At 68.1% G+C, this 13897-nt stretch carries 14 protein-coding genes; 8 read left to right on the top strand and 6 right to left on the bottom strand.

Translation table 11 applies throughout. From position 1 onward, the window contains the following. Positions 1-103: 103 nt before the first annotated feature. Positions 104-736 (bottom strand): pyridoxamine 5'-phosphate oxidase family protein, encoded by a 633-nt coding sequence (locus V6M56_RS16760; RefSeq protein ID WP_332685294.1) that lies wholly within the window; start codon positions 734-736, stop codon positions 104-106. Positions 737-990: 254 nt separating this feature from the next. Here V6M56_RS16760 and V6M56_RS16755 point away from each other — a divergent pair, with 254 nt between their 5' ends. Both V6M56_RS16755 and V6M56_RS16750 read left to right on the top strand, forming a co-directional pair. Then, on the top strand, positions 991-2184 hold the full coding sequence (locus V6M56_RS16755; protein ID WP_332685293.1) for a CaiB/BaiF CoA transferase family protein: 1194 nt from the start codon (positions 991-993) through the stop codon (positions 2182-2184). 12 nt (positions 2185-2196) lie between these two features. Next, positions 2197-2979 (top strand): enoyl-CoA hydratase/isomerase family protein, encoded by a 783-nt coding sequence (locus tag V6M56_RS16750; RefSeq protein ID WP_332685292.1) that lies wholly within the window; start codon positions 2197-2199, stop codon positions 2977-2979. A 24-nt stretch (positions 2980-3003) separates the two neighbouring features. Here V6M56_RS16750 and V6M56_RS16745 read toward each other — a convergent pair whose 3' ends face one another. The 5 genes from V6M56_RS16745 to V6M56_RS16725 form a co-directional block, all read right to left on the bottom strand. Then, positions 3004-3789, bottom strand: coding sequence for an SDR family NAD(P)-dependent oxidoreductase (locus tag V6M56_RS16745; RefSeq protein WP_332685291.1), 786 nt, complete (start codon positions 3787-3789; stop codon positions 3004-3006). A gap of 28 nt (positions 3790-3817) precedes the next feature. Beyond that, positions 3818-4324, bottom strand: coding sequence for a TRAP transporter small permease (locus tag V6M56_RS16740; RefSeq protein ID WP_332685290.1), 507 nt, complete (start codon positions 4322-4324; stop codon positions 3818-3820). Beyond that, a complete protein-coding gene (locus tag V6M56_RS16735; RefSeq protein WP_332685289.1) occupies positions 4321-5619 on the bottom strand; it encodes a TRAP transporter large permease in 1299 nt (432 codons plus the stop codon). The genes V6M56_RS16740 and V6M56_RS16735 overlap by 4 nt, the downstream gene beginning before the upstream one ends. Positions 5620-5640: 21 nt before the next feature. Beyond that, the gene (locus V6M56_RS16730; protein ID WP_332685288.1) at positions 5641-6657 is read right to left on the bottom strand and encodes a TRAP transporter substrate-binding protein; all 1017 of its coding nucleotides are present in this window, start codon (positions 6655-6657) and stop codon (positions 5641-5643) included. Positions 6658-6771: 114 nt separating this feature from the next. Then, entirely contained in the window at positions 6772-7542 is a 771-nt protein-coding gene (locus tag V6M56_RS16725; RefSeq protein WP_332685287.1) for a GntR family transcriptional regulator, read from the bottom strand. Positions 7543-7666: 124 nt separating this feature from the next. Between V6M56_RS16725 and V6M56_RS16720 the strand changes: the two genes are divergently transcribed. The 6 genes from V6M56_RS16720 to V6M56_RS16695 all read left to right on the top strand — a co-directional run bounded on the left by V6M56_RS16720 (position 7667) and on the right by V6M56_RS16695 (position 13823). Continuing rightward, positions 7667-8338, top strand: coding sequence for a cyclase family protein (locus tag V6M56_RS16720; protein WP_332685286.1), 672 nt, complete (start codon positions 7667-7669; stop codon positions 8336-8338). 59 nt (positions 8339-8397) lie between these two features. Next, a complete protein-coding gene (locus V6M56_RS16715; RefSeq protein WP_332685285.1) occupies positions 8398-9795 on the top strand; it encodes a flagellar biosynthesis protein FlgA in 1398 nt (465 codons plus the stop codon). Between the two features lie 177 nt (positions 9796-9972). Next, positions 9973-10953 (top strand): amidohydrolase family protein, encoded by a 981-nt coding sequence (locus V6M56_RS16710; protein WP_332685284.1) that lies wholly within the window; start codon positions 9973-9975, stop codon positions 10951-10953. Next, positions 10950-11495, top strand: a complete 546-nt coding sequence (locus V6M56_RS16705) for a TRAP transporter small permease (RefSeq protein WP_332685283.1) — start codon at positions 10950-10952, stop codon at positions 11493-11495. Before V6M56_RS16710 ends, V6M56_RS16705 begins: the two co-directional genes overlap by 4 nt. Beyond that, a complete protein-coding gene (locus tag V6M56_RS16700; RefSeq protein WP_332685282.1) occupies positions 11492-12775 on the top strand; it encodes a TRAP transporter large permease subunit in 1284 nt (427 codons plus the stop codon). The genes V6M56_RS16705 and V6M56_RS16700 overlap by 4 nt, the downstream gene beginning before the upstream one ends. A gap of 52 nt (positions 12776-12827) precedes the next feature. Beyond that, positions 12828-13823: a TRAP transporter substrate-binding protein gene (locus tag V6M56_RS16695; protein WP_332685281.1), complete on the top strand. Its 996-nt coding sequence runs from the start codon at positions 12828-12830 to the stop codon at positions 13821-13823. Positions 13824-13897 lie beyond the last annotated feature (74 nt).

Genomic DNA, 13897 nt, shown 5'->3' with positions numbered 1-13897 from the left:
ACCCAACCCCGATCTGTCATGCCGGACAAGCCGCTTCAGCGGCGCCGATCCGGGATCGATGCCTGAACCGCTCGGGCTTGGCCGAACGCGCTACCTAGCCGGCTCAGTAGAGCCGAGAACGATAGCCTTCCTCGAGATTGGCGTCGGCCTCGGCGGCGTCGACCGCCCTGGTCTGCTCGGCGACGATGCGGCCGAGCGTCGGGAAGCTGCTGCGCTCGACCTGCGATTCCGGCGCCCAGAGCTTCGAGCGGATCAGCGCCTTGCCACAATGGAAATAGGCCTCGTCGACCTCGACCAGGAGGCCGAGCTTCGGCGTCCTGTCCTGCACGGTCATCGGTTCGAGCAGCTTGCCGTCGCGGGTCATCTTCGCCCTGCCGTTGACGCGCAGGGTCTCATTGATGCCGGGCACGAAGAAGACCAGCCCGATACCCGGCGAGCTCAGCAGATTGCCGAAGGTGTCGACGCGGTTGTTGCCGCGCCGGTCGGGGATCAGCAGCGTCCTGTCGTCGAGCACCTGCACGAAGCCCGGGCCGTCGCCGCGCGGGCTGGCGTCGGCCCGGCCCTCGCTGTCCGAGCTCGCCAGCACCAGGAACGGCGAGAGCGCAATGAAGTCGCGGCAGAACCGGTCGAGCCGATCCAGCACCTTGCGCTCGGCAAGCGGGTGAACCTCGCCGACCAAGGCGCGCAATTGCTGCGCGTCCTCGACCCCGGTGTCCGGTTGTTCGGTCGTCGACATGCCCGCTCTCCGGTTGCCCATGCATCGTCGCTCATGCATCGCCGCTCCTGCATCCCGTGCGGCGGACCACCGGGCATGCACCATCCGAAGCCGATCTAGCATGACCACCCGCCCGTGCCGAAGCGGAACCTGCGCGCTCCCGCCAGTGCCGGCGAACACGCGATCTGCAATTCTTGCATACAAGATTGCTTTGGCGTTGACGCCCCCGACCGATGACGGGATAGTCGCCGCCCCTGACGATACCGCGGAACGCCATGCCTCGCCCGATACCTTCCACCGCGCTGGAACGCCTGCGCGTGCTCGATCTCTCCCGCGTCCGAGCCGGCCCGACCTGCGCCCGGATCTTCGCCGATTTCGGCGCCGACGTGCTCAAGATCGAAAGCCCGCCGGGGGTCGACCCCAACGAGAACATGAGCGGGCCACGGCATGGCTACGACATGCAGAACCTGCATCGCAACAAGCGCTCGCTGACGCTGAACCTGAAAAAGGAGGCCGGCAAGGCGGTGCTGCGGCGCCTGGTCGCCGACGCCGACCTGCTGATCGAGAATTTCCGGCCCGATGTGAAGGACCGGCTCGGCCTCGATTTCGAGACCCTGCATGCGCTGAATCCGCGCCTGATCCTGGTTTCGGTCTCCGGCTTCGGCCAGAGCGGGCCCTATCGCCTGCGGGCCGGCTTCGACCAGATCGCCCAGGGCATGGGCGGGATGATGTCGGTCACCGGCCTGCCGGGCCAGGGGCCGGTCAGGGCCGGCATCGCCGTCGCCGATTCCGCCGCCGGCTTGTATGGAGCGATCGGCGCGCTGGTGGCGCTGCAGGAGCGCGCCGTCTCCGGCAAGGGCCAGTGGGTGCAGACCTCGCTGCTCGAGGCGCAGATCGCGATGATGGATTTCCAGGCGGCACGCTTCCTGGTCGAGGGCAAGGTGCCGCCCCAGGCCGGCAACGACCACCCCTATGCGACGCCGATGGGCGTCTATGCCACGCGCGACGGCCACATCAATATCGGCGTCGGCGCCGAAGGCCATTGGCGCTCATTCTGCGGCGCGATCGGCCAGCCGGAGCTGGCGCATGACCCCCGCTATGACAGCGTAGAGAAGCGCTACGCGGCGCGGCCGGAGCTGCGCATCCTGATCGAGGACATCCTCACCAAGCAGGACAGCGCGCACTGGCTGGTAGCCTTCGAGGCGGCCGCCGTGCCGGCCGGGCCGATCTATGCGGTCGACGCCATGTTCGACGATCCGCAGGTTCAGCATCTCGGCATCGCGCAGCCGGTCACCCATCCGGTGCTCGGCGACATCCGCGTCATCGGCGAGCCGGTCGCGCTGTCGCGGACGCCGGCCGGCATTGCTTCGCCGACGCCGGATGCCGGCGAGCACAATGCCGAAATCCTGGCCGAACTCGGCTATGACGAGGCGGCCGTGGCGCAATTGCGCGCGGAAGGCGCCATCTGAAGAGGTTTCCCGATGAACGACGAGATTCTCTACGAGGTCGGCGATGGCGTCGGCACGATCACGCTGAACCGGCCACAGGCGCGCAACGCCCTGACCTTCGCCATGTATGAGCGCCTGGCCGAGATCTGCGGCGATCCTGAAGCGCATGGCGCGCCCAAGGTCATCGTCATGACCGGCGCCGGCGAGAAGGCCTTCGCCGCCGGAACCGATATCGCCCAGTTTCGCGAATTCAAGACAGCCGATGATGCGCTCGCCTATGAGAACCGCATCGAAAAGGTAATCACGGCGATCGAGAGCTGCCCAGTGCCGACTATCGCTGCGATCTCGGGCGCCGTCACCGGAGGCGGCGCGGCGATCGCCTGCGCCTGCGACCTCAGGATCGCCACCGCAACCGCCCGTTTCGGTTTCCCGGTGGCGCGCACGCTCGGCAACTGCCTGTCGATGGCGAATTACGCGCGGCTCGCCAGCCTGCTGGGCCCGGCCCGCGTCAAGGACATCATCTTCACCGCCCGGCTGGTCGAGGCCGAGGAAGGTCACCGTGTCGGCCTCTACAACGAACTCGTCGCCGACCACGCCGCGCTCATGGCGCGGGCAAAAGAACTCGCCGAGACCATCCGCGGACATGCGCCGCTGACGATGCGTGCCACCAAGGAGGCGCTGCGGCGGCTCACCCAGGCGGCGAGCGCCGATGTCGATGGCGATGACCTGGTCGCGCTCTGCTACACCAGCGCCGATTTCCGCGAGGGCATGGAAGCCTTCCTCGGCAAGCGCACGCCGAACTGGCAGGGCAAATAGGCCGGCCCGCCGGCACCCGCGCCTTCAGACGCGGGTGCCGCCATCGGCCATGACCACCGAAGCGGTCATGAAGGATGCCTCGTCGGAGGCGAGCCAGAGGATCGGGAAGGCGACCTCGCGCGGATCGGCCCAGCGCCGCTGGATATTGTGGTCGACCTTCTCGGTCCGCAGATCCTGCTCGCTCTTGCCCTGCGGCGCGAAGCGCCGGACATGGAAGGGCGTCAGCGTCAGGCCCGGGCAGACGGCGTTGACGCGCACGCCACGATCCGCCTCCTCGAAGGCCAGCGTCTTGGTCATCGAGATGATGCCGGCCTTGGCGACGTCGTACTGGCCCATGCCGCCGCGCGGATTGAAGGCATGGGTCGAGGAGATGTTGACGATGGCGCCCTTCCCTGCCTGCCTAAGCGCCGGCAGCGCCTCGCGGGCGAGATAGGCATAGCTCAGCAGGTTGACTGCGAGCAGGAGCTGCCAGGTCTCGGCCCTGGCCTCGTCGAGCGGCTCGTAGGAGCGGATGCCGGCATTGTTGACGAGCACGTCGAGGCGGCCGAAGGCAGCCAGTGTCTCGGCGACGATCGCCGCCGCCGAAGCCTCCTCGCCGACATCTCGGGCGAGTTCGACGATGCCGGCGCCCGGCACGCGGGTCCGGATGCCGGCCGCCACTTCGGCCAGCGCCGCGGCGTCGATATCGACGAGCGCGACCTTCGCGCCCTCCTGGGCGAAGAGCTCGGCAGTCGCCGCGCCGATGCCGCCCGCGCCGCCGGTGATGATCGCGACCTTGTCCTGCAGCCTTGCCATGTCCAGCCTTGCCATATCGTCGTCCTTGCCTGGGGCGCCGTCTTCAGCCGATCAGCGTCGCGGTCGTTTCGAGGGTCTCGCCACGGCGGATCACGCGCCAGAGCCAGGCCAGGCTGTAGAGCGCCATCAGCGCGCCGCAGACCGGGATCGCGGCATACCACCAGCGCTTGTCGAGCCGCAGGAACGGCGTCGTCTCGCCCGACATCGCCATGAATTCGCGGCCGTAGACGGCGAGCGTCACGGCGAAGCCGAACATCACCAGGTTGATCGCGACCTCCAGCACCCGGCGCGCCACGGCCGGCAACAGGTCCTCGATCAGGACGACGCGATAGAGCGAGCCCTCGCGCCAGAGCGCCAACGAGGTCAGCATGACCAGCCAGATGAACAGGAGTTCGACGATCTCGTCATAGCCCTGGATGGTGAAGAGCGGCACGAGCCGCAGCATGATGGCGCCGCCGAGCAGGACGAAGAGCCCGAGCAGGCAGGCAACCGCTCCACCCTTGCAGAGGGCGGCGACGATACGGTCGGCGAGGCGCAGAACGGCCATCATCGCGAGAGCCCATAGCCGAGCGCGTGCGGCAGCCAGAGCGAGAAGGCGGGCACATAGGTCACCAGCATCAGCACCCCGATCAGCGCCAGCACATAGGGCCAGATCTCGCGGGTGATCTCGGCGATTGAGATCTTGGCGATTCCGGCGACGACATAGAGGCACAGGCCTACCGGCGGCGTGACCAGGCCGATCATGATGTTCAGGACGAGGATCACGCCGAAATGCACCGGATCGACGCCGAGCTTGACGATGATCGGCAGCAGCACCGGATAGGCGATGATCATGATGGCGATGCCCTCGATGAACATGCCGAGGATCAGCAGCACCACATTGACGATCAGCAGGATCACCCAGGGTTCGGACGACATGCTCAGGAAGGCAGTGAGGATGGCGTTGGGAATCTGCTGCTGGATCAGCACCCAGCCGAAGGGCGCGGCGAGCGCGATGATGAACATCACCTGCGCGGTCTGGCGCGCGGTGTCCCAGAGTACGTCCAGCGTCGCCGCCCAGCCGAGCTCGCGATAGACATAGCGGCCGAGCACGAAGGCATAGGCGGCAGCGACCACAGCGGCTTCGGTCGGCGTCGCGATGCCGGTGAAGATGACGAGCAGGATCGTCGGCGGCAGCAGCAGCGCCGGCCCCGCCTTGGCCACGGTCCGCGCCGCCTCGCGCAGCGGCGGCAGCGCCTCGCCGCGCGGCAGGTTCATGTTCTTGGCTGCGGCGGCGATCACGCCCATCAGTGCCAAGGCCATCAGCAGCCCCGGGACGATGCCGGCGAGGAAGAGCGCGCCGACCGAAACATTGGCGAGGCTGCCGTAGATGACGAAGGGAATGCTCGGCGGGATGATCGGCCCGATGGTCGAGGACACGGCGGTGATCGTCGCGGCGAAGCGGCTGGTATAGCCGGCCTTGGTCATGGCGCGATGCTCGATCACGCCCATGCCGGCGGCGTCCGCCACCGCCGAGCCCGACATGCCGGCGAAGATCACGCTGCCGACGACGTTGACATGGGCAAGGCCGCCGCGGATGCGGCCGACGCAGAGCTGCGCCACCTGGAAGATGCGCTCGGTGGTGCCGCCGACATTCATCAGATTGCCGGCGAGCACGAAGAACGGGATCGCCAGCAAGGGAAACGAGGTCGTGCCCGCATAGGTGCGCTGCACGAATATGACGAGGAGGTCGGGGCCGGCCGTCGCGACCATGGTTACGATCGCGACGAGGCCGAGCGCCACCGCGATGGGCAGGCCGATCAGGATGACGAAGCAGACGCCGAGCAGGACAGCGGTGATGAGCATGTTCGGCGCCGGGTTCCGTCGTCAGACGGTGCGCGCCGCGGCGACGAGCTTGCTCCAACTGTTCCAGGTCTCCTCGCCGAGCGCCTTGCGCAGTTGCTCATAGGCGGGGCCCATCTTGTCGCGGAAGGGCGCGACGTCGGGGCGCGTGACCTGGACGCCGGCCTTCTCCATGGCGGCGAGATTGCTTTCCTCATTGTCGCGCACGCCCTTGCGCGCGGCGGCACCGGCCTTGGTGCCTTCCTCGCTGACGATCTTGCGCTGCTCCTCGTTGAGCTTGCCCGACCAGACGCGCGGATTGGCGCAGAACATGATCGAGGCGTAGATGTGCCGGGTCAGGGCGATGTGCTTCTGCGCCTCGTAGAACTTGGCGGCGAAGGTGGTGCCGACCGGATTGTCCTGGCCGTCGACGACATTGTTGGCGAGCGCCAGATAGACCTCCTGGAAGGCGATGGTCTGGGTGTTGGCGCCGAGCGCCTCGAAGGCCGCCTTGATCGCCAGTTCGGGCGGGACACGGATCTTCAGCCCCTGCACATCGGCCGGCTGGTTGATCGGCCGGCGGCTGTTGGTGACCGCGCGGAAGCCCCATTCCAGATTGGCGATCCAGGTGAACCCGGCCGCCTTGAGCTGCTCGGCGATCCAGTCGCGGCCGGTGACGTCGAGCGTCTTGTGGGCATGCTCGTAGCTGTCGAACTGGTAGGGGATGTTGATGACGCCGATGGTCTTCGACAGCGCCTCGATGTTGGCCGGGTTCAGCATCATCATGTCGATGGCGCCGAGCCTGGTCTGCTGCGCCGCCTCGACCGGCGAGCCGAGCGCGTTGTTCGGGAAGATCGCGATCTTGACCTGGCCGTTGGTGCGCTCGGCGATGCGCTTGACCATCGCCTCCGCCTCGATGTGCACCGGATGGCTGGTGTCGGCCGGGTGGGTCAGCCGCAACTCGACGGCGGCGCGCGCCGGCCTGATCGCAGGCAGCGCGACCGAAAGCGCCGCGCCGGCGCCCAGCACCGAACGGCGCGTCCACGTGATCTTCCCGACCATGGCGTTCTTCCTTCCCCGATGAAGCAGCCCGGCGCATCGACTTGCAACGCCACGGCCGGACAGGGCCGTCTTTGCGACCTCATCGCCAAATCTTGCATGCAAGAAAACCGGCCGTCAACCGCGAACGGCGCCCTCGCCTGCCTTGGCGTCCGGCCGGTCCTGCCGATCCTGTCGCTTGGCCGTGAGCGAGGCGACCAGCCCTTCGAGCCCGTTGCGGACATGGTCGCGCAGGGCCTGGCCGGCGCGGGCGGCATCGCGCGCGGTCAGCGCCTCGAGGATCTGCTGATGCTCATGGATCGCGGTGCGCCAACGCGTCGGCCAGAGATTGGAGGAGAAGCGGGCGCGGTCGACCCTGAGCGCGAGCAGTTCCCAGACCCAGAGCAGGATCGAATTGCGCGAGAGCTCGACGATACGGCGGTGAAAGGCCTTGTTGGCCTCGAAATAGCCGGGCAGCTCGTCGCGGGCATGGTGCAGCAGCATGCGGTAATGCAGCATGCCGATCTCGGCCACCGCCTCATCGGTGATGTTCCTGGCGGCGAGTTCCCCGGCAAGGCCCTCGATCGCGGTCACCACCTCGATCAGCGCGACGATCTCGTCGAGGTCGAGCTCGGAGACGACCGCGGAATGATTGGGCAAGGCGCGCAGCAGACCATCCTGGATCAGGGTCTTGATCGCCTCCCGGACCGGCGTGCGCGAGATCGCGAGCTGGTCGCAGAGCTCGCGCTCGTTCAGCTTCGCGCCGGGCGCCAGCACGCCCGTGACGATCAGGTTGCGAATCCGCGCCACGGCGTTGCCATGCAGATGGCCCTTGCGCTTGCCCGGCTCGGGAAGCGGCAGCTGCGCGAGGAGCGCCGCGAGCGGCGTGTTGTCGTCCGAATTGGCCATGACCGGTTCTACACCTCCCGCCACACTTGACGGTCAAATTTTCTTGCATGCAAGATGCCGGTCATCTACCGAGGGCCCCGCCCGGCCTTCTTGCGAGCCGAGCCGACCTCCATTGGATGCCGCCATGAAAATCGTCGACCTCAGCATGCCGATCGCGCCGCATTTCCGCTGGCCCGTCGAGCTTTCGATCAAGGGCGATATCGCCGCCGGCGACCAGTTCCGCGTCTCGAAGCTGGCTGGCCCCTGCCACGGCTTCTCGCATGTCGACGCCGCCGCCCATTTCGTCGCCGGCGCGCCGACGATCGAGGCGACGCCGCTTTCGCAGGTGGTCGGCGCCTGCCGCGTGCTCGACCTCAGCGCGCGGCCAGCCAATGCGCCGATCGAGCCCGAGCACCTCGCGGCCGCCGACCCCGGCGGCAAGGATGGCGAGATCCTGCTGCTGGCAGCCCATTGGAGCGACCGCCGCGACCATAACGACAAGCGCTTCTGGACCGAGGCCCCCTGGCTGACGCTCGAATCGGCGCAGTGGCTGGCGGCGCGCAAGCCGAGCGCGGTCGCCTTCGACTTCCCGCAGGACTACCCGATCCGCCTGCTGCTCGAAGGCAAGGAAGTGCCGAAGCCCGAGCATGTGACGCATCACGTCCTGCTTTCGCATGGCGTCACCCTGATCGAATACGTCTTCAACACCAGCCGCCTCAGTGCGCCGCGCAACCTGTTCTCGGCGGCGCCGCTGCTGATCCCCAATGCCGATGGCGCCCCTGCCCGCTTCTACGCCATCGAAGGCCTGCCGGTCTGACACTGACATTTACCCAGCCAGAATCGCTTTTTCCCAGCCTGAACTGAAAGTCTGAGATCTTGAACATCGAGAACCTGTTCGCGCTCCGGCCGAATGCCGCCGGCCGCGTCGTTTCCGCTGCGCTCGTCGGCGCCGGCGAATTCGGGGCGAGCTTCATCGGCCAGGCCCGGCGCACGCCGCAAATCGAGCCGCGCGTGGTCTGCGACCTCGACATCGGCCGGGCGCGCAAGGCCGCGCTCGCCGGCGGCTTCAGCGAAGGCGAGATCGTCGCCTGCCGCAATGCCGCCGAGGCCCGCGCCGCGCTCGAGCGCGGGCTGGTGGCGCTGATCGACAATGCCGAGCATCTCGCCGGCTTGGCCGTCGATGTCGTGATCGAGGCGACGGGCGATCCCGAGGGCGCGGCGGCAACCGCGCTGGCCGCGATCGAGAGCGGGCGCCATCTGGTGATGGTGACCAAGGAGACCGAGTGCATCATCGGCCCGATCCTGGCGCATCTGGCCAGGGAGAAGGGCGTCGTCCACACCCCGGTCGACGGCGACCAGCCGAGCCTGCTGATCGGCCTGATCGGCTGGGCCCGCATGCTCGGCCTGCCGATCGTCGCGGCTGGAAAGTCGAGCGAATCCGATTTCGTCTGGGATCCGGAGGCCGGCACGGTCACCGCCTGGGAGACCGCGGCCGAGGCCAGGGACTTCGCCGGCGCCTTTGGCCGCCTGGGCAGCGACCCGCTGCCGCTGCTGGCGGCGCGTGCCAACCTGCCCTTCCCGCGCGCCACGGTGCCTGATCTCTGCGAGATGGGCATCGTCGCCAACCATACCGGGCTGATGCCGGACATCGCCGAGATGCACGCGCCGATCGCGCGCACGACCGAGTTGCCGAGCCTGTTCAGGCCGAAGGCCGAGGGCGGGCTGCTCTCCGGCCGCGGCAAGGTCGACATGTTCAACTGCCTGCGCCGGCCGGACGAACTCTCCTTCGCGGGTGGCGTCTTCGTCATCGCCGAGACGCCCGATCTGGCGACCGGCAAGCTCTTTGCCGGCAAGGGCATCCCCTGCTCGCCGGACGGCCGCTATGTGCTGCTGCACAACCCGGTCCATCTGCTCGGCGCCGAGGCGCCGATGTCGGCGTTGTCGGCCGCCCTGCTCGGCCAGTCGACCGGCGGGGCCGAGGTGCTGCCGCGGGTCGACCTGGTGGCACGAGCGAACCGCGACCTCAAGCCCGGCGAGACGCTGACCATGGGCTATCGCCATGTCATCGAAGGCCTCGACCCGGCGCTGCAGCCGGCACGGCCGCTCGGGCCCGACGAACCGGTTCCCTACTACCTGACCGCCGGCCGGCCGGTCGTCCGCGCGGTGGCGCGCGGCGCGGTACTGACCGGTGCTGACATCGCGCTGGACGAGACCACGACGCTGGTGCGCCTGCGCCGCCAGCAGGACGCGCTGTTCGGGCTCGGAGCGGTTTGACACGCTTTTCAGGCTGTGCTGTATGCAGCATACAGCACAATCTGCCGACAGATCGCCTGCGCGACACGGCCCATCGGGGAAACATCGGGGAGACCGCGATCATGTGCCCAGTCCCGGCTCCCGAACGGCCTCGCCCCGCCAGGGGCCGTGCCGGTCCCGCCCTCGGGGATTGAACACTTGCTCGCATCACCGGAACAACGCGCCCGTTTCCTCGCGACCGACGACGACGCGCAGCTGCCGATCATCGATCCGCACCACCACTTCTTCGACCTGCACCGGAACTACCATCCCTGGCTGAGCGACCAGCCCGTCGCCAGCTTCCGCTATGGCGACTACGCGGCGATCCGGCGCGACTTCCTTCCCGCCGATTATCGGCGCGTGGCGGCCGGCCATCTCGTCGTCGGCAGCGTGCTGATGGAGGGCGAGTGGGACCCGCGCGATCCGATCGGCGAGATGCGCTGGACGGAAGCGGTCGCTCGCGAATCCGGCTTGCCCGACGCCGCCATCGCCCAGATCTGGCTGGATCGGGACGACGCCGCCGCGGTCGCCGCCGCCTATCGCGACATGGCGATCGTGCGCAGCGTCCGCCACAAGCCGACGGCGACGAGCCGCGAGGCGCATCATGGCGGCTTTGCAGCCGCCGGCTCGATGCGCGATCCGAAATGGCGCGACGGCTATGCCAGGCTCGCTCCGGCAGGCCTGCATTTCGACCTGCAGACGCCGTGGTGGCATCTCGACGAGGCGGCCGAGCTCGCCCGCGACTTTCCCGGCACCATGATCATCCTGAACCATGCCGGCCTGCCCTCGGATCGCGGCCCGGAAGGGCTCTTTGCCTGGCGCGGCGCGCTCGATCGCCTGGCCAAGCAGCCCAATGTCGTCGCCAAGATCTCCGGCATCGGCGTACCGGGCCGCGAATGGACGCTCGCCCTGCAGGCCCCGGTGATCGAGGGCGTGATCGGCGCCTTCGGCGCCGAACGCTGCGCCTTCGCCAGCAACTTCCCGGTCGACGGGCTGTGCGCCTCCTTCGAGACGATCTTCAGCGTCTTCAAGGCAGCGACCCGCAGCCGGCCGCCGGCGGAACGCCTGGCGCTGTTCCACGACAATGCCGCACGCTGGTACGGGCTCTCGCCCGAGGCGCATTCGGGAGCAGGATCATGAAGCTGCGCGCCGTCCTGCTCCGGATCACCGAAGACCTGCTGATCGCCGGCTTCGTGGTGATGATCGCGATGGTCTTCGGCAATGTCGTGCTGCGCTACGGCTTCAATTCCGGAATCATCGTCTCCGAGGAAGCGTCGCGGCTGATCTTCGTCTGGCTGACCTTCGGCGGCGCCTTCCTGGTCGCCAAGGACGGCCAGCATCTCGGCATGACCTCGGTCGTGAGCATGCTCGGCCGCAATGGCCGCTGGTGGTGCCGGCTCGTCGTCGAGATGCTCTCGCTGTTTTGCATGGCGCTGCTGGTCATCGGCTGCTGGCAGCAGGCGTCGATCAATCTCGACAACCATGCCCCGATCACCGGCGTCCCGCTGGCAGTGACCTATTTCGCCGGACTCGCCGGCGGCCTCGGCATCGGTGCGCTCCACCTGATCGCGCTGGCGCGCCAGCTGAGCGGCCGGATGCCCGATTCCGAGCTGGTCTTCGGTGCCGAATCCGAGGAACTCAGCGCCTTCGAGGCCAGCCAGGCCGAGGAGAAACGGCGATGACCGTCTTCGTCTTCCTCGGCTCGCTGATCGGCGCCATGTCGCTCGGCATGCCGATCGCCATGGCGCTGCTCGTCTGCGGCGTCGCGCTGATGCTGCAGCTCGACAGCTTCGATGCGCAGATCCTGGCGCAGAACCTGATCGGCGGCGCCGATTCCTTCCCGCTGATGGCGGTGCCGTTCTTCATGCTGGCCGGCGAGCTGATGAATGCCGGCGGCCTCTCGCGCCGGATCATCGCGCTCGCCGTGACCCTGGTCGGCCATGTCCGCGGCGGGCTCGGCTATGTCGCCGTCCTCGCCGCGCTGGTGATGGCGAGCATCTCCGGCTCGGCCGTCGCCGACACCGCCGCCCTCGCCGCCATCCTGCTGCCGATGATGCGCCAGGCCGGCTACAACCTGCCGCGTGCCGCCGGGCTGATCTCGGCCGGCGGCATCATCGCTCCGGTGATTCCGCCCTCGATCGGCTTCGTCGTCTTCGGCGTCGCCGCCGGCGTTTCGATCACGCGGCTCTTCCTCGCCGGAATCGTGCCGGGCCTGCTGATGGGACTGGCGCTGGTGCTCACCTGGTACATCGTCGCCCGCGACGAGCCGGCGGCGCGGGTCCAGCGCGCGGGCCTGCGCGAGATCGCGAAATCCGCGCTCGACGGCCTGTGGGCACTCGGCCTGCCCTTCCTGATCATCGGCGGCATGAAGATGGGCGCCTTCACCCCGACGGAGGCGGCGGTGGTCGCGGCGGTCTATGCGGCCGCCGTCGGCGGCTTCATCTATCGCGAGCTGCACTTCGAGCATCTGCGCCCGGCCCTGCTGTCGGCGCTGAAGACCTCGGCCGCGGTGATGTTCCTGGTCGCGGCGGCGATGGTCTCGGCCTGGCTGATCACCATCGCCGACATCCCGGCCCAGGTCGCCGGGTTCCTCGGCCCGCTGATCGAGTCGAAGACGCTGCTGATGTTCGCGATGATGTTCCTGGTCATCATCGTCGGCACGGCGCTCGACTTCATCCCGACCGTGCTGATCCTGACGCCGGTGCTGATGCCGATCGTCAAGCAGGCCGGCATCGACCCGGTCTATTTCGGGGTGATGTTCATCATCAACAACGCCATCGGCCTGCTGACGCCGCCGGTCGGCGTCGTGCTCAACGTCGTCTGCGCCGTCGGCCGCGTGCCGATGGACAAGGTCGTGCGCGGGGTAATGCCGTTCCTGCTGGCGCAGGTCGCCGTCCTCGTTCTGCTGATCCTCGTGCCGGAGATCGTCACCGTGCCGGCACGATGGTTCTACGGGCGCTGAAGGCGCCCGCCACCGCCTGCCAGACAATAAGATCAAAACGGAGGAAGCCAAGATGACCATCACTCGCAGGACAGCCCTCGCCGGGGCCGGCGCCGGCATCGCGCTGTTTGCCATCGGCCGGCCGGCGCTGGCGCAGGCGACGAAGCTGCGCTTCGCCCATCCGCATCCGGAAGCCGATAGCTGGCACAAGGCCGCCCTGCTCTTCGCCGAGCAGGTCAAGGCCAAGAGCCAGGGCCGCTACGAGGTGCAGGTGTTCCCCAACGGCGCGCTCGGCTCCGACGCGCAGACGATCGGCGCGGTGCGCGGCGGCTCGCTCGACATCTGCCTGACCGGCAACCCGTTCTTCACCGGGCTTGCGCCCAAGCTCAACGTGCTCGACCTGCCCTTCCTGATCCAGAGCCGCAAGCACGCCGCCGTGGTGATGGACGGGCCGATCGGCGACGGCCTGCGCCGCGAGCTCGAAGGTTCGAACCTGAAGGCCCTCGCCACCTGGGAGATCGGCTGGCGCAACCTGACCAACAACCGCCGCCCGGTGGCGACGGCCGACGACATCAAGGGCCTGAAGATCCGCACCACGCCGAACCCGGCGCATATCAAGGCATTCCAGCTGCTCGGCGCGGTGCCGACGCCGATGGCCTTCACCGAGCTCTTCACGGCACTCGAGACCGGCGCGGTCGACGGCCAGGAGAATCCGGTGACGCTGATCCTCACCGCCAAGTTCAACGAGGTGCAGAAGCACCTTTCGCTGACCCGCCACGCCTTCACCACCGGGCCGCTGGTGATGAACAAGGCGAAGTTCGGCGAGATGCCGGCCGATATCCAGCAGATGCTCCCGGCGATCGCGGTCGAGATCGCCGGGATACAGCGCCAGATGAACGAGGACACCGAGGGCTCGAGCCTCGCCGCCCTCAAGAAGGCCGGCATGCAGGCGGTCGAGACGCCGGACCGCGACTCCTTCGCCAAGATCGTCACCGCCGAGGTCGAGAAGGAATTCGTCGCCAAATACGGCAGCGAGACGCTGGACGCGATCAAGAAGGCGGCCGTCTGAGCCAGGCGGAACGATAGAGCCGGATCCGATCAGGTTGAACCGACCTGATCGGGGAAGCCGCTGATAGAGAACGC

The organism is Allobosea sp. (genome assembly GCF_036675845.1).
Lineage (GTDB): Bacteria > Pseudomonadota > Alphaproteobacteria > Rhizobiales > Beijerinckiaceae > Allobosea.
The sequence above is the reverse complement of the archived record's forward strand: the minus strand, read 5'-3'. Positions and strand labels throughout refer to the sequence as shown.